The sequence below is a fragment of the Lactobacillus gasseri ATCC 33323 = JCM 1131 genome (assembly GCF_000014425.1).
GTDB classification, from domain to species: Bacteria; Bacillota; Bacilli; order Lactobacillales; family Lactobacillaceae; genus Lactobacillus; species Lactobacillus gasseri.
Genome location: NC_008530.1, coordinates 173567 through 191307, shown reverse-complemented (window position 1 = coordinate 191307; position 17741 = coordinate 173567). Strand labels below are relative to the sequence as shown.

At 35.3% G+C, this 17741-nt stretch carries 11 protein-coding genes; 4 read left to right on the top strand and 7 right to left on the bottom strand.

Translation table 11 applies throughout. The annotated features are described in order from the left end of the window. The first annotated feature begins 163 nt into the window (after nucleotides 1–163). The 3 genes from LGAS_RS00760 (at nucleotide 164) to LGAS_RS00750 (ending at nucleotide 3900) form a co-directional block, all read left to right on the top strand. Complete coding sequence (locus tag LGAS_RS00760) at nucleotides 164–1204, top strand: hypothetical protein (RefSeq protein ID WP_025012193.1); 1041 nt, start codon at nucleotides 164–166, stop codon at nucleotides 1202–1204. 86 nt (nucleotides 1205–1290) lie between these two features. Then, nucleotides 1291–1710: a hypothetical protein gene (locus tag LGAS_RS00755; protein WP_003647938.1), complete on the top strand. Its 420-nt coding sequence runs from the start codon at nucleotides 1291–1293 to the stop codon at nucleotides 1708–1710. 141 nt (nucleotides 1711–1851) lie between these two features. Further along, entirely contained in the window at nucleotides 1852–3900 is a 2049-nt protein-coding gene (locus tag LGAS_RS00750; RefSeq protein WP_011678740.1) for a KUP/HAK/KT family potassium transporter, read from the top strand. 92 nt (nucleotides 3901–3992) lie between these two features. Here the strand turns inward: LGAS_RS00750 and LGAS_RS00745 are convergent, their stop codons facing one another. The 5 genes from LGAS_RS00745 to pfkB all read right to left on the bottom strand — a co-directional run bounded on the left by LGAS_RS00745 (nucleotide 3993) and on the right by pfkB (nucleotide 12621). Next, nucleotides 3993–5651 carry a phosphoenolpyruvate carboxykinase (ATP) gene (locus LGAS_RS00745; RefSeq protein WP_003655625.1) on the bottom strand — a complete coding sequence of 553 codons (1659 nt, stop codon included), beginning with the start codon at nucleotides 5649–5651 and terminating at the stop codon, nucleotides 3993–3995. 188 nt (nucleotides 5652–5839) lie between these two features. Further along, nucleotides 5840–7561 (bottom strand): hypothetical protein, encoded by a 1722-nt coding sequence (locus tag LGAS_RS00740; protein ID WP_003647942.1) that lies wholly within the window; start codon nucleotides 7559–7561, stop codon nucleotides 5840–5842. 144 nt (nucleotides 7562–7705) lie between these two features. Beyond that, a complete protein-coding gene (locus LGAS_RS00735) occupies nucleotides 7706–9655 on the bottom strand; it encodes a M13 family metallopeptidase (RefSeq protein WP_003655621.1) in 1950 nt (649 codons plus the stop codon). An 89-nt stretch (nucleotides 9656–9744) separates the two neighbouring features. Next, nucleotides 9745–11676: a fructose-specific PTS transporter subunit EIIC gene (locus LGAS_RS00730; protein WP_003652634.1), complete on the bottom strand. Its 1932-nt coding sequence runs from the start codon at nucleotides 11674–11676 to the stop codon at nucleotides 9745–9747. An 18-nt stretch (nucleotides 11677–11694) separates the two neighbouring features. Beyond that, nucleotides 11695–12621 carry a 1-phosphofructokinase gene (gene pfkB, locus LGAS_RS00725; protein ID WP_003647943.1) on the bottom strand — a complete coding sequence of 309 codons (927 nt, stop codon included), beginning with the start codon at nucleotides 12619–12621 and terminating at the stop codon, nucleotides 11695–11697. A gap of 124 nt (nucleotides 12622–12745) precedes the next feature. Between pfkB and LGAS_RS00720 the strand changes: the two genes are divergently transcribed. Further along, nucleotides 12746–13504, top strand: coding sequence for a MurR/RpiR family transcriptional regulator (locus LGAS_RS00720; protein WP_003652632.1), 759 nt, complete (start codon nucleotides 12746–12748; stop codon nucleotides 13502–13504). Between the two features lie 104 nt (nucleotides 13505–13608). Here the strand turns inward: LGAS_RS00720 and LGAS_RS00715 are convergent, their stop codons facing one another. Next, a complete protein-coding gene (locus LGAS_RS00715) occupies nucleotides 13609–16497 on the bottom strand; it encodes an SLAP domain-containing protein (protein ID WP_003647944.1) in 2889 nt (962 codons plus the stop codon). 166 nt (nucleotides 16498–16663) lie between these two features. Next, nucleotides 16664–17659 (bottom strand): tagatose 1,6-diphosphate aldolase, encoded by a 996-nt coding sequence (locus LGAS_RS00710; RefSeq protein WP_003652629.1) that lies wholly within the window; start codon nucleotides 17657–17659, stop codon nucleotides 16664–16666. Nucleotides 17660–17741: the final 82 nt, after the last annotated feature.

Here is a 17741-nt window from a genome sequence, read left to right as displayed (position 1 = left end):
TAGTAACTAAATATGTTTTGTAAGTCATCACCGGTGAATTGCCTTACACTATTACTAACGATTTATCTCAAAGAATTGTGCCAACTTTTTCAACCAATTTTTTACTAGTGAAATTTGGTATAATTTAAGTAAGATAAATTCATTTTTATAGGAGGAAGAAACAATGAAACGATCAAAAATCGGAGTTGCCATTATGGCATTCTTTATTACCTTTTTTGCAGTTGGATGTTCTAATTCATCATCAAACAGTTCATCTAATAACAGCTCAGACAAGTACATCACTTATATGAGTCAAGGAAAAGATGCTGCTTCCAGTCAAAAGTATGAAGCAGCTGAAGAAAAATTTGAAGATGCTCACGATGTGAAAGCAACTTCTGAGTCAAAAGCCTATGCAGACCAAGCAGGCGCTATGAAAGATGCTCAAGAAGAAATTAGAGAGTATGAATTTAAAGATGCTTTAGGTGAATTAGACAAGGCAGCTAACAAGACCAATGGCTATTCTGTAATGACTAAGCAAGCTACTAAGCTTTATAAGACCATTAACAAGGTACAAGACCATATCACTCACGATATCAATCCTTTATACAAGCAAGCTAAATTAAGCTATCGTGATGGTAATTATCAAGCAACCGTTGAATCTTGTGACCAAATTTTAGACTTGTCTTACATTAATGGTAAGTACTACAAAAAAGTAAAGAAAAATGTAAAACATTTACGTAAAGTTGCTAATGCTAAATTAAACGGTGAAGATGTTAACGACGATATTAATACTGAGAATTTAGATGCTAATGATGACGATGAAGCAACTACTTCACACAAATCTACTAGTTCAAAATCTAATTCATCTAATAATAGTAATACCAATACTAGTTCTAACTCTAGCCAAAATAATTCAAATACCGCTAACACTCAAAACAACTCTGCGGCAAGTAAACAATCATCCCATACCACCACTTCAAATAGCAATGCTAACAATAGTTCAAATACTAATTCTTCATCAAATTCAAATAGTGGCATGATGATTGATGGTCAAACAGTTACTGGTCGAGTAATCGCACAAACTCGTAACCAATTAAGTTCACTTGGTGTTGACACTAGTTCTTGGTCTGACCAAAAAGTAGTTAACTTCATGAGATCAGCTGCTAATAACGGTCACACTACAATTGATTCATACACTAAGCAAGATGTAGAAAACTTTCAATAAACCTGACAAAATTTGCTTTTGCTTGTAATTCAATGTAAGATTATATTGAATTTTTGTACAGCTAGACAGTAAAGGAGCTCTTAACTTTGACTGAAGACAAGAAGAACACCGAAGAAACTCAAGAAAAAGAAGAATTTGAAGTAGTTATGCCAGAGGCAAATCGTGTAGAAATGCCGGCTACTGAATTTAAAGAACAACCTGATTACTTAAAGACATTTGCTAACTTCTATATTTCAAAATTCGATGAAAGTGATCTTGAAATTATGGACGTCTACGATGGTAATCATGATGTTATTGAAATTAACACTTACTTAACTAACAATATGGCCTTCAGCCGTCAAAACTTGGTTAAGCACGTATTAAATATTCATGCAGAACGCTTTATGGATATGCTTAACAATATTCAAAAGCAAACTGGCGTAGACCCACAAAACATGAAGACTTATGAAGATTGGGATAAATGGTACACTGATCGTCGTAATGAAATCAAACAAACTCTTTCATAAAAAAATCACAATTTATTATTTGCATATTGGTTTCTAAAGGGCCAAAATAGTGCTAACGAAAATAAAAAGAATGTATTATTACAATACATTCTTTTTTGTTTATTCAAATGTTATTTAATACTTTTTAGAGGAAAGCTTATTATGAATAGTAATTTACGTAAAAAAGTCACCTTAGCGGGGCTTTTAGTTTCGATTGGAATTGTTTACGGCGATATTGGTACAAGTCCACTTTATGTTATGAAAGCAATCGTAAACGAAAATGGTGGAATCGCTCATGTTAGCCGCGAATATATTGTTGGTTCTATCTCGCTTATTCTTTGGACGATTACTCTTTTAACAACTGTTAAATATGTTTTAATTGCCCTTAAAGCAACTAACCACGGCGAAGGTGGAATTTTCTCACTTTATGCTTTAGTTAGAAAAAAGGCTAAATGGCTAGTCATCCCTGCCTTAGTTGGAGGAGCTGCTTTGCTAGCTGATGGTACTTTAACACCAGCAGTTACTGTTACAACTGCTATTGAAGGTCTTAAAAACATGAAATTTGGTAACGATATTCCAGTACCAAATCAAAATAGTGTCATTATGATTACTATTGTCATCTTGCTTTTCCTATTCTCTATCCAAAGAATGGGAACAAGCATTATCGGTAAGACCTTTGGACCAATCATGCTAGTCTGGTTTACTTTCCTAGGACTAACTGGAATTATGAACTTAAGTCATGACTGGTCTTTACTTGAAGCACTCAATCCACTTTTAGCAGTAAAAATTTTATTTAGTCCAGCTAATAAAGTCGGTGTTTTAATTCTAGGAGCAGTATTCTTAGCTACTACTGGTGCAGAAGCCCTTTATTCAGATGTGGGACACGTCGGTAAAGGTAATATTATGGGCTCTTGGCCTTACGTTTTTATTTGTTTAGCCCTAAATTATCTCGGTCAAGGCGTTTGGATCTTAGAAAATCCTAATTATCATGCTGGTGCGACAGACTTTAACCCATTCTTTGAAGCTCTGCCAAGTCAATGGAAGTTCTTTGCAATAATTCTAGCTACCCTAGCCGCAATTATTGCCTCGCAAGCTTTAATTACTGGTTCCTTCACCTTAGTTTCTGAAGCTAGTGGTTTAAAGTTTTTACCAAGAATGAAAATTATTTACCCTTCTACTGAACAAGGACAGCTTTTTATTCCGTCAATTAATAAGATGCTTTGCGCTGCTACCATCGGAATTGTCTTCTTATTCAGAACTTCTGAACACATGGAAGCAGCTTATGGTTTAGCAATTACCGTAACCATGCTCATGACGACAGTTTTGCTCTTTGAATACTTATCACTTAGAAAGGTTAACTTGAGCCTGCGACTAGTCTTCTTACTTTTATTTGGTGCAATTGAAACCATGTTCTTGATTTCCAGCTTAGCTAAATTCTTACATGGTGGTTATGTCACGGTAATTATTGCAGCCTTTATTGGGGCAATTATGTATATTTGGTATTTTGGCAATAAAATTCGTGATAAACGTGAAGCTGAAAATGCTTATGTCCGTTTAGATGAATTTACAACTATGCTAAGCAATTTAAGCCATGACGAAAGTATTCCGCTATATGCAACCAACTTGGTCTACATGGCAAAAGTTAAATACAACAAGTTTATTAAGCGCGATATGCTGTATTCAATTTTAGATAAACGCCCTAAGCGTGCTCATGCTTATTGGTTTGTAACCGTAAATGTAACGAATGAACCTTTTACTGCTGAATATGCAGTTAATACCTATGGCACAAAGAACGTAATTAATGTTCAACTATATTTAGGATTTAAACAGCAACAAAAAGTTAATGTTTACTTACGTCAAATTGTCCACGATTTAATCAAAGATGGCACGATTGAATCGCAACCACAAGAATACACCACTACTCCAGGTAGAGATGTTGGTGATTTTTCATTCGTTATCGTTAATGATGTAATTAGTCCACAAACGCAACTTAGAAGTTATGAAAAATTCTTAGTTGAAGCACGTGTATGGCTTCAAAATCTTTCTTCTAATCCAGCTTCTTGGTTTGGCTTAGATTATGCTGATACAGTTATTGAACGTGTACCATTAATCTTAGGAAATCAACGAAGACAACATATTACTCGTATCGCACCAAAGAAATTTGAAGATATCAAAAAGAAACTTCAAGCTGAAGGTGAACTCAAAGAGTAATAAATAGATATAGATATACAAAAAGCGCATCCCAATGGGATGCGCTTTTTCAATGTTCTAATATAGAAATTGATAGGGGATTTTTCAATTAACTAATTTAATTCTTTAATGATACCTTCCAAAGTCTTCTTAGCTTCTTCTTGGATTGGTTGAGTAGGATGTTCTTCATCGTACTTATTCAACCAGTCTAAGCGGTCTTGCATTCTCTTAGCTAAGGTCTTTTGGTATTCAGGATCTTCTAGATGAACTTCATAACCTTCAATTGGCAAGTAAGATACACCCTTGAAGTTACCAAATGGTTTCCAGTCACTATCTTTGATACTGCCGTTAGCAAGATCCTCGACTAACTTCTTAGTTACTTCCTTTGGAATGTCCTTACCCATAAAGGCATCAGTATTCAAGATGTAACAAGAAGCTCCACGCTTAGTGAATAATTCCTTGAAGTCTGAATAATCGCCAGATACTGGATATGCGCGGAATGGATCTGCGAATGGTTCAATTACCAAAGTATTCATGTCAAAGCCCTTTGGCAAGTTTTCAGCACTAGTTCTCTTAGTAGCCAAAGTAAGTCCCATTGTTGTTGCTAAAACTGGATCATCAACTTTTAAGATTGGTGGTAATGAACCATCCTTCATAATCCAGAATAGAGCAGTAATTGGTGCATCTTCGTAGTCAACTCTATGTGGTGAAGTGTAACGAGTCTTAATAACACGACCATTGTTGTTACGTAAGTCTTCAGTTACAATAACTTTCTTACCATCTTCATCTTGAGTAACTGCACAGTTCATAATTGTAGTGTAGTACTTAGTCTCGTGGTGACCTGCTGGATAATCGTGAGTCTTATCAAAGTATGAAGGCTCCAATGCTACTGAAGAACCATCTTCACGAGAAATAATAAATGCGTCATCATGTAAAACAGTGATGTCATATTTACCATCGTACATTTCATGAGTCAAAGTAGATTTACCTGAACCAGATAAGCCATAGAAGGCAAATACCTTATCGTCCTTGTCCTTAAAGTGGAATGACTTTTCACCACCGTGACAAGCAGTATAACCATTTCTGTGAGCCATAGCCCAAGCAAGAGTTAAAGTACCCTTCTTCAATTCTCCAAAGTAGCGTAAGCCGAAGACTGCAGCACAGTTATGTGGTGCGTCAAAGACGCCGAATCCCTTAGGATAATCTTCATCTTGAGTATTTGGATCGAAGTAGAAGTAAATATCTCCTTCGTCATATACTTTAGAATTCTTGTAAATTTTCTCTGCTTCTTCATCAAAGAAGTGGAAGTTCAAAATATATGAAAGTAAGTTAAAGGCTTGATCCTCTGGCATCATAATATGTGCCTTAACAGTAAAGGTTGGGTCTAATCCAACTAAAACTGTAGCCTTTAAGAATTTTTGATCATGGCCCTTATAAATATCTTCACGTAAGTTACCTGCTAATGCCTCTGGATCTTCTTTTGGATCATCAACAAAGTGACGTGCACTTGCTGTTCTACCCAAAATTTTACCGTGGTTATAAACTAATTGCTTTGCACCTTGTGGCAAGCCTAGTTCCTTAGTATGCAAAATCGGTAGGTCAGTTTCGATAACACCAGATTGTTTTTTAGCTAAATTATAAGCTTCAGCAACACTAGTTACTTCGTGTACATTGTTGCCATAAAAGGCAGATTCAATAGTAGAACGAACCCGACTAAATTTTTTGTTAGCTTTTCTTAACTCATCATGAGAATAACGTTCTTGTGTACTCACCTTATTTTTCCTCCTCTGAAACCATAGAAAGCGGTTTCAATGATTACAATTAAATCATAACATAACAAGACAGCTATAGCCATGTAATAATCAAAAAATAAATTGATATTAATAGTAAGTAAAACCATACAAACAAAAAGGAGCCTCTTAATAAGACTATCTTATTAAAAGACTACTTTTGTATATGATTAAGCAACTTTTATTTTGTTGTTGTTATTATTAATAAATTTTTTCCACAGGTAAAATACAAGTACGCTGAGCCATGCTATTAACGAAATTGCGCTGACTACATAGAACCAAGCTGGAGCAATAAAACGCAAAACAGCACGATTGAGACCTGACTTTTGCGAAATAATTGGATTTCCAATTACGTTTTTTGCACCAGTGAATTTCTTACTGTTCACAGTTAATTCACTTTGCTTGTATAAAACAACGGGCAAGACAATATCTTTATCCTTTTTTCCTTTCCAAGAAAGAATCAAATCACCATTTTTAGCAACTTTATGATTAAATTTTTGATATTGATCAACTACATTTAGTTTGTAAAGATAAGCTGCATTTTGGTCAATAGACTTGTCTTTAGTTGGTAAATAATCAGGCAAGTAGTGCCATTTCAACATCTTAAGCATCTGATCACTGTTTGATGCTTTAGCTACTGTTTGAACTTGCGCATCTTTTCCACAAGCAACAGTAAAGATGTGATTAGTAATGATATTTGGTACAGCAGCTTCTAAAAGAAGAACTACCACTAAACTAATTCCAACTGCTCTTGGTTTAACTCCTTGTTTTAGTAACTGATTAATAGTTAATGCCATCCCTAGTAAAATTAATGGATAGGCAACAACAGTTAATCTAAACGGAAATTGGAAGTATGACTTCAAGCTTGGAAAAATGCGTTGAACCAATCCCCAAGGAAAAACAAATGAAGACAGTCCTAATAAAACCGTACCCCAAATAGTTACAAAAGTATTTAATCTATCTTTTTTGTAGTGCATTACGACATAAACAAATTGCGCAATAATTAATAAAACAAAAATTGGCAAAATATAGGCAAAAGCTGTGCCATATTCGTTATGCCACAGCACATGTGGACGTAACCCGCCACGAGACAGATCAAATTCAGTATTCGCAGCTAAATGATTATTAGGCATTAAAACTAAAAAAGCCCCAATTACATTAGCTGATAATACTATTGTTCCGACAACAGCCTTAATAAAAGGGATCCACACCTTTTTAGAATTATAATTAATAATTAAGGAATAGATAAAGAAAGGAATTAATAAAAGAGCTGCCATTAAAGTGCTCAAAACATGAACTTGCACTAGCAAACTCATTACTAACATTAGCTGAATCCAGTTAATTGGTTTCTCTTTATCTTGAATCATGCGTACGCCGCATAACACAACTAACGGCATTAATGCCTGTCCCCAACCGTTAAATGAACTACGGTTAATAAAGGCTGGAATCATCCCAATGTTAATGTAAATAATTCCTATTACTGTAGCTAGTAGTTTATTAATACCTACTTTTTGAAGTAAGTAATACATACTCCCAGCACCTAATAGCGAAATAACATAGGCTAAAATGACTTGATAATTAAACCAATTACCCGCAATAAGAACTAAAATTCCATTAAAGTATGCAAATAACGGTCCATAAATTGCATTAATAATTCTACCGCTCTGCTGGAAGGTAAAATTAGTTTGAAAGATGCTAAAAATTCCAGTTTTTAGCTGCATTCCTGCATCATAGAAACGACTATAGTGAAACAAGGTATCTGCCGTATCATCGCTAGCTAGGATAGTATGCGAAATTAATTGCGGCGAGATAACAATTGTAGTGGCCAAAATAATTAAGAGATACGGCCAGATAAATTGGCAAAATTTATTAGTTTTTATTTTTTCTAACATTTTTAACCTTTTCTAATTAAGAAGATTGTCTTAGATAATAAGAATACCAATTCATAATATTATTAACGATATTTTTTTGCAAACTATGAAAAAAGAATCAAACAGCTTTTTACCATTTGATTCTTAATGATTCTTATTTAATTCCTACCAAATTACAACACGTTTTTCTGGATCAAGCCACATACCGTCTTCTGGTTTCACATCAAATGCCTTGTAGAATTCTTCTTGGCATTGTGATTGAACATTAGCTCTTTCAGGACCAGGAGCGTGAACGTCAACTGAAACTTGCGTCTTAATTGATTCTGGAAGTTGCTTGTTTGCCCAAACGCGAGCGAAGTTTTCAAAGACTTCCTTCATGTTGCCATTTTCACCCTTATTAGCTTCAACAGCAGCAGTCAAGCCACCTTGGTCAGCAATGTTTTCTGAAACAATTTGCTTACCATTCAAGGTTACTGGACCATATTCAATGCCGTTAAACAAGTCAATTTCAGCTTGGGTACGCTTCTTAAATTCAGCGAAATCTTCGTCAGTCCACCAGTTCTTCAAGTTACCGAATTCATCAAACTTAGCCCCATTGTTGTCAAAGGCATGCGAAATTTCATGAGCAATAACCACACCAATACCACCATAGTTCAAGCTACGTGATTGCTTCAAATCATAGAATGGCTTTTGCAAAATTGCAGCTGGGAAAGTGATGTCGTTTCTTTGTGGATCGTAACATGCATTTACCAAGTTACCTGGCATTAACCAAACAGTTCTATCAACTGGTTCAGTTAATTTCTCAAGGTTGTACTTAATTGATTCAACAGCAGCAGCACTTTCGTTTGAGTAAAGACTACCACCTTCTGATTCAGGGGTTACTTGAAGACGATCATAAATTTTTTCGATTTTTTCTGGATAACCAATCTTTAAAATTAAGGCACGTAACTTAACGATTGCCTTCTTCTTAGTATCTTCAGATAGCCAATCATTTTCAGAGATACGTTTTTCATAAACATCAATCATTTTATGAATCATATCTTCAACATCAGCCTTAGCTTCTGCACCAAAGTAAGTTTGGCCGTAGTATACACCAACTACTTCGCTGAACATACCATTAGCTAAATGGTAAGCTTGCTTAGTTCCAGAAGATAATTCAGGCTGACCTGATAAAGCTTGACTAAATGGAAAGGCCGCTTTACGGAAGTCTTGCGAAAGATATGCAGCTACACCGTTAATGAACTTAACAACCATCCAGCCCTTAATTTCATCAAAATTATCTTCGTTGATCAATTCTTCAACGTGATCTAAGAATCTCGGTTCAGTTACAATAATCTTTTCAGGTTTTTTAGCAAATAAACTAGCTAAGAAGTTATCAATCTTGAAACTATCAAATTTTGCTTCAAATTCAGCTAAAGATATTGGATTGTACATTGCTGGATAATCGGCCCATTCTTCAGTTGACTTAAGAACTTTAGAAAGCTTTTTATCAAACTTCAATGCATCTTCGACATATTTCTTAGCATCTGCTTCACTTACGCCAGCCATCTTCAACAAGTTTTCAGATTGATCTTGTAATACTTTCAATAAGTCAGCAGCTGCAGGATTGTCATAAGTAGTTGTGTCAGGTAAGAACAAGCCAGGTCCACCAAAGTAAACAACATGAACCTTAGTATCCTTCATATCTGCATCAACTGAGACGCTAATTGGTAAGTCAAAAGCATTCTTATAGAAATCAGCTGCTCTTAAGTTCAAATCAGCTAAGTTGCGTAAACTAGTAATTTCTTCAAGATCAGCCTTAATTGGCTTAGCACCGTCTTCATTTCTTTTATCGAAATTGTTAGCAATCCTATAAAGCTCAACTGCCTTGTCAAAATTAGGAACTTCTGGCAATTTCTTTTTACCAGCTGCAAAATCAGCAAAATCTTGCATTAAGCTCTTCTCAATATTCAAGTCAATGCCGTCAAATGAGCTAATTCTTGAACGGTCTGAAGGAATCTTTGCTTTTTCAATCCATTCAGAGTTCACTGCTAAGTAAAGATTATCTTGTGGTCTTGCGTTAAGATCTGGCTTAGTGATATCACCAGCACCGCCACGTACATTGAATAATGCCATTAATTAATTCCTCCTTGTAATTCATAAGTGGTTATATAGATGATATCATTATTAAAATTTTTAGTCTATTATTAAAAATCAGCTTTTACTTATTCTCCATCAAATAACTTCTTAATCTCTTCTGGCGTTTTAGCTTCTTTCAATTTTTCAATAAAGTCTTTATGAGTAAGCAATTTAGCCGTGTTAGATAAGTACTGTAAATGAGTCTTACTGTCCTTTGCTGGAATTAAGAAAGAAATCACCGTATCAATCTTTTGCCCATCTAAGGAATTCCAATCAATCGGATTTTTCAACTTCAAAACAAGCATGGCAGATTGCTTAATAGCAGCAGATTGTGCATGTGGAATTGCAAAACCATCAGTCATCCCTGTAGAGCTTTCCTTTTCTCTAGCTAAATATTTATCATAAACTTCTTCGCTATCACTAGCTAAGCCATTCTTTACAGCAAAGTTAGCTAAATACTTAAGCGCTGAATCTTTATCTGGAACATCAACATTAATTTTGATATTTTGAGTATCCAAAATATCTTTAAGATTATAATCAGTAGTTTCTTTTTCAGCTACTGGCTTGTTAACATTTTCTTCTTCACCAAAGACATCAATATCTGGACCATCTTCAAATTGTGGTTCTGTCTTAGCAAATCTACCAGCAATTAAAGCTAGTAAAACTCCGGAAACAAGTGCACCAACTACAATCCACAATACCCATAGAAATGGCTTATTAACTAGTGGCAAAATAATAAAACCGCCATGAGGAGCTGGAACTTGAATTCTAGAAACATAAGTCAAAGCTGCGGCAATTGCTGAGCCGACCATAAATGCTGGAATATTCCATAATGGGTGTTTAGCAGCAAATGGAATTGCACCTTCTGTAATGTGGGTTGATCCTAACAAGAAGTTAACATATCCAGCAGTACGCTCGTTCTTAGAATATGCCTTCTTATTTAATAAAACTGCAAAACCAGTTGCTAGAGGCGGTGCAATACATGCAGCAGATACACCCGCCATGAAGTAATAGTTACCTTGAGCAAGAAGTGCAGTACCAGTTACATAAGCAGCTTTGTTAATTGGTCCACCAAAGTCAGAGGCACACATTACACCAATGATAATACCTAAAAGAATTGGACTTGAATTTTCAAAACCTTTTAGCCAAGACATCATTCCTGTGTTAATTGCCTTAATTGGTCCATTCAACCAGAACATGATTGCACCAGTGATAAATACCCCTAATACAGGCAATAAGAAAATTGATTTTAATCCTCGGAATTCTTTGTCTGGCAATGGCTTCATTAATTTTTGCAGTAAAAGTACTACAACGGCAGCTAAATAACCACCAATGATCGCACCTAAGAAGCCGCCACCACCAACGCTAGTAATCATCCCGGCCGCAAAACCAACAACTAGCCCTGATCTTTTAGCTAAGGCTTCTGCAATAAAGGCACCTAGAACTGGAACCATCAATCCCATGGTTGTGCTACCAATTGTATTTAGCATATAAGCAAATTGATTATACTGACTGCTCTTAGGGTCAGCTGAATAAATACCCCAGAAGAATGAAACAGCAATCAAAACACCACCAGCCACAACAAATGGCAACATGTGGGAAACACCATTCATTAATGAAGTATAAATTTTAGTGCCTAATTTTTCAGCACCAGCACTACTTTTTCCAGTAGAACTTTTGGCCGTTTGTCCTGGTTTATAAATTGGCGTTTCTGAACTCAATGCCTCTCTAATTAAAGTTTCAGGTTCTTTGATACCTTTGGCAACTGGAACAATTACTACTCTTTTTCCAGCAAAACGATCTGGATCAACATCAACATCAGAAGCAATAACAACACCTTTCGCCGCTTTTATTTCTTCTGGCGTAAGCTCATGTTCAACACCAGTTTGACCATGTGTTTCAATTTTGATCTTATAACCTAACTTTTGGGCAGCTTTTTCTAAAGCTTCTTCAGCCATAAAAGTATGGGCAACTCCCGTAGCGCAGCCCGTTGCCCCGACTAAATCATATTGAGCCATTTTATTTCATCCTTCCTACTACTTAATTTCACTTACTTGAATTTCCTTTAGGTACTTTTCTAATTTAAAATCCGTTAATCCGGATCGGCTAGCTGTATCGCTAGCAGCCGCTATTGCAGATTTTAAAGCTGCAGTGTCGCTTTTTGCCTTTGACTTTTCTCCAATAAAGGTTCCAAGCATTGTATCACCAGCGCCAGCCGTATTAAGTGCCTGAATTTTCGGTGCATTACCAAAATAAGCATGATCTTTATTAATTAAAGCCGCTCCATTCTCGCCAAGTGAAACCAAGACATTCTGACAGCCAGCGCTAATTAACTTACGAGCTAACTCAATGATCTTTTCCTGATCTAATTTTTCATTTAGATCAAAGAAACTAGCTAGCTCTTGATCGTTTGGTTTTAATAAATACGGCTGATACTGCAGCGTATCTAACACAACTTTAGAACTAGAATCAATTACTAGTTTGATATCCTTTTCTGCTGTAATCTTCGCAATTTCAACTAAGTATTCTGCTTTAATTCCTTTTGAAAAACTACCTGAAATAATTAAAGTATCGTCTGCTTTCAGGGTGTCTTTTAAGTACTTCAAGAACTTATCTTGAACCTCTGGACCAACTTCTGGACCAGGATTTACTTCTTTATATTCCACATTTTGATCTAAAACTCGTGTAAAGACATTAATCCTAGTTGGTTCTTTCACCTTAAGAAACTTAGTCTTGATGCCTTTTTCTTCTAAACCTGCTGTAATGTAATCAAGAGTAAAGCCACCTCCAATTCCGGTCGCCATATTTTTTATACCCATTTTTTTCAAAATAAACGATACATTTACACCCTTACCATTAGGTTGAAGCTCAAAATTTTCAGTTCGATTAACAGTATTTGCTTCTAATTTTTTAGTAATGATTACCAAATCGATCGCTGGATTAAGTGTTATTGTATAAATCATGAGTTTTCTCCCTTTTCTTACCGCTTACATTATTAGTATACTTAGATAAGAACGTAAGGATTTTCTGAATTGAAAGCGTTTTACGAAATAAGTGGTAAAGTTTTACAGAAAGGGAAGTACTAATATGCAAAATAATGATCTTAGCAATGCGGAACTACATTTATGGGAAATAGTTCAAAATAATCCGCAAAAAATTGCAAAAATGTCGATTGTCAAACTGAGCCAGTTTGCCCATGTTTCAACAGCCACAATTGTTAGAACAATGCAAAAAATGGGCTACAGTGGCTACACTTCCTATCGGGAATCTTTGAAGTTACAAGATCGTTCTAACAGCAACTTTGACGTCTTAAATGAGGCCGACGATAAAATTAAGAGCGTAATCACTAAAAATGAAATTGAGATGAACAATACTCTCCATAATCTTAGCTACAGTAATATTGAAGATAGTATCTCCATGACCAAACAAGCAAAAGTAGTTTATATCTTTGCGCGAGGCTTATCTGAATCGATTGGTCAAGAAATAATGGTCAAACTTCAACTAACTGGTAAATATGTCGAATTTCATGCTGATCCTAACATTATCAAAACAGCTTCTAAGCGAATTAAACAAGATGCTCTGGTTATTTTTATTAGCCTAAACGGTAATACGCCCGAACTAGTTGATGCAGCTAAAAGCCTATCTCACCATGACGTCCCTACTATTACTTTTACTACTAATCCCAAGGGTCAACTTGCTTCGCTTTCGACATTAACTTTTATGGGATACATGTCTAAAACCAACTACTTCCCTGACTATGAAGTACGTTCTAGACTACCTTTACAAATTATGACTCGGATTTTTTCAGATGCCTATTCAGTTAGAACTGGTTTTGCTAGACAATAATTACTGTTAATACGTGATTTTAAAGATAGAAAAAAGAGCTGATAACCAAGCTTTAAGCCATTGGTTTATCAACTCTTTTTGTATAAATATGTAAATTTTATAAATTAGTTATTCTTTTTCTTACGGCTCATGCCCATTGCACTAGCAATACCAACTGAAGCAACTGTTAAACCTGAGATTGCTGCAATGAGTTCATTCTTAGCACCAGTTTGTGGCAATTGCTTAGTAGTTGCTTGACCACCGATAGAAACAACATGTGCTTTATCAGCTTTTACCCAGTGATTTGCTCCGATCTTGTAGTAAGTCGTGCCGTTTACAGTCTTTTCACCATAGACTTTAACTGCGGTATTAGAACCAGCTAAAACAACAGATGCAGTTGAGTCGTCACCATTATCAACAATCTTTACAGAAGATGATGATTTTGATTCTTCCTTAGTCTTATTTGACTTGTTTTCAGATTTAACATCTGATTTTACATTATCTGTAGAATTTTGTTCTTTCTTTGAATCTGATTTGTTATTACCTGAAAAATCAGGTTCTGGCTTTTCAGTATTTGCACTTTCTGAACCTGGCTTAGTTGCTGGTTTAGCAGGTTTTTGATTATTAATTTCAGGTTTAGAATCTGACTTACCAGTATTGTTGTTGGCTTTCTTGTTCAATTCAGCTAATTTAGCTTTTGCGTCGGCCAATTTACTTTGTTCATTAGCTAAAGCTGCTTCTGCTTTCTTCAAATCTTTTTCTGCACTTGCAACTTGAGCATCTGATTTACCCTTAGCTTCTTCTAGGGAAGCTAAAATTAATTCTTGCGCTTTTACATCTTTATCAGCTGTTAATACATCATTGTTTGCGGCAGTTAAAGCTGCTTGAGCACTTGCTAAGTTAGCCTTGGCACTTTCTAAACTGCTTAATGTTTGCTTCAATGATTCTAGACTTGCTTTAGCAGCCTTAAGATCCTTGTTCTTGGCATTGACGTTGCCTTGTGCATTATCAACAGTTGTTTGAGCTGACTTCACTGCAGCAGTAGCTCCAGCTAAAACATTTTGAGCTTGAGCTAAAGCATCGGCAGCCTTAGCTTGAGCAGCTTTTGCGTCATCTAATGCTTTTGCCTTTGCACCAACTTTAGCTTGTACAGCTGCTAAATTCTTGTTTGCTTGATCTAGTTGCTTTTGTTCAAATTCGAGATTTTCTCTGCCCTTTGCAAGAGCATCTTGAGTATCAGTAATTGCCTTGTTAATCTTAGTAGAACCATTGTTTAATTCTGCTAAGTTAGCTTGTAAACTCTTAACATTGTTTTGGGCTGCTTGAACGGCATTTTGTGCAGCAGTTAAGTTTTGGCTTGCGGTTTCTACGTTAGCTTTAAGAGTGTTAATTTGATCTTCTTGTTTAATGTTTTGCAAATATGAGTGAACTAGATTTTGGTAACTATTGAAGTCCATACCGTTAATTGGATCAAATTCAATTTCATCCATGCTATCTGCATTATCCATGAATGGTTCAATCTCATATTCATTTCCAGCTAATCCAACATAGTTGGCATCTGGTTTTATCATAGAAGTATAGTGACCAATATCTACTGGTTTATTACTCCAGAAATCAACATCTCTTGCCCAATCATCTTCAGTTAATGGATGACTACTTTCAAAACTATAAGCAGCTGCATCTGGATGATCCTTAATATAGTTATCGATATCTTCTTTTTCACTCATCCAGTTATCAATTGGATTAACGTCTCCAGCTGATATATCTTCTTCATCTTCATAAAATGGACCATATTTAGCAGTTAATAAAATAGGGTGATTAAATTCATCAGAGTAATGTTGAAAATCAGAACTAAGCATTGCAATGGCAACAGCAGTTAAAGAAATTGATGGATGACTCAAGCCATACTTATCACGGTATGTCATCCAATGTTCATAATATCCTAGAGCTTTTTCCATATTACTGAATGAAGTAGAGTCTTTTTCTTGACCCAACTCAACAGCTTGTTTAACCCATCTTACAGTAATATCTTGGTAAGCATTTGGCTTACCAGTAACAATATCATATGCAGTACGTGCATCTTCTCTTAAACTTTCAGAATTATCTTTATTATCGGCAATTGACTTAAAGAAACCAGCCGCACCACTTGCTTGATCTTTAGCAACTTGATCTTGTAAATCTTTTAAAGCCTTTTTAGCATCAGCCAATGCTTGTTGCTTAGCATTAACATTATTTTGAGCATCTACTACAGCTTGATTTGCAGTTGCAATCTTATTATTAACAGTTGCTATCTTTTGATTGTTTTCAGTTAAAGCAGACTTATTTGTAGTTAAAATAGATTCATTATTAGCATTGGTCTTTTTAATGTCGTTTAATGTCGTTTGAACCTTTTCAACGTCTTGCTTTGCTTCATCTAAACCGCTGTTCTTAACATCAGATTCTGCCTTAGCAACATTCTTATCGGCTGTTTGTTTAGCAGATTCTTTAGCATTAACTACATTTTGAGCATCAGCTTGTTTTTGCTTAGCAGTTGCTAATTGAGCTTGTGCTTTATTCAAATCTGCATTTGCATCATTAACATTTTGCTGCGCATTTTTAATTGCATCTTGTTGAACAGTAATATTCTTTTGTGCTTTTTGAATATTTTCTGGAGTAGCTTGCTTTGAAATTTCAGTAGCACTATTTAATTTATCTTGTGCTTGTTTAGCAGAAAGATTCTTTTGACTGTCATTTACTTTAGCTTGTTGAGCAGAATAAGCATTATCTGGTGCTTGAGCCTTTTCTTGGGCATCAGTTAACGCGCTCTTCTTGCTATCAACGACTGTTTGAGCATTATTAACTGAATTTTGTGCTTGGTTAATAGCTGCTTGAGCCTTTTCTTTATCTGATTTTGCTACAGTAACAGTATCATTTTCATTAGTTGATGCAGCTTGGACTTTACCATTATTGGTGCTTGCCAAAATAGTAGCAGTTAATGCTGCCACAGCTAAACTTGTGTATTTTAATCCTTTCATTTTTTTCTCCTCCAATTAACATTACTCTTTTATTCTAATAACTTATAAATAGCTTTTCAAGTGCATAAACATCGGCATTTTACATATAAAAATCAAGCTAAATTTTCCACAAAAAAACAAGGCTAAATTTCTAGCCTTGTTTTTCATTAGTTATTAAAATAATTTATTAATCTTCAACTTCGAGCTTATCTTTCCATGACTTAGCACCCTTAAGTGCATCGTTCAAGTTTTCGATATTCTGCTTACCTTCAGTTGATAACCATTCTCTACCTTGCTTTTCACCTTCAGCAGCAAAAGGCTTAATTGCTGGCTTCCAAGTTGCACGTCCACAAAGAACACCATTGAAGTCTGCATCAGCTTCTTCAGCCATTTTAATTTCAGCAATGAATTCTTCACTTGTTACACCAGCTGATAAGAAAATGTATGGTAAATCAGTTAAGTCTGATTGTTTCTTCAACAACTTCTTTGCTTCTTCTTGAGTATAAACAACATTATTGTCGCCATTGAAGCCTTCTACATACTTAATATTGAATGGAATTTCAACCTTAAGAACAGTAACGTCATATTGAGGTTTTGAAAATTCTTCAATTGTCTTAAATACTTTTTCAGGCTTTACTTTAGCATATTCTTCACTCTTAACGTCATCCATCTTGCCATCATAAGTTAATAATTCAAGGAAAAATGGAAGACCATTTGCTTTAGTTTCAGCTCCTACTCTTTCAACGAAAGCCTTCTTCTTATCATTAATTTCATCACTTTCGTCTGGATCGTAGTAAAGCAAGAATTTAACTGCATCGGCACCATCATTTTTAATTCTTAAAGCTGATTGGTCGGCAATCAAATCACACATTCTGCCTGGTTCAGTGGTATCATAGCCTGTCTTTTCATAAGATAGTAATAAACCACAATTCTTATCCCTTACCTTAGTTGCAGGAAGACCATATTCTGGATCCGTTAAAATTGCGGAAGCATATGGTGTTAATTCTTTAGAAACAGCCTTTTTAAAATCTACGATTGTTGTTTCATCAGCAGGTTTATTTGCTGCTTCAGCTAACATTCTCTTTAATGATCCTCTTTGGTCAATTGCTAATGCGCTGATTACTCCAGCTTCATTAGATAAATTGTCCATATGTTTTGCAACTTCAGGTGAAATTTTTCTCATTATGTATCTCCTTTTACTTAACCGCACATCTATATTATAAGATGGCGCTTTCACAAATAGAAGAGATCGCTTACATTCTGTA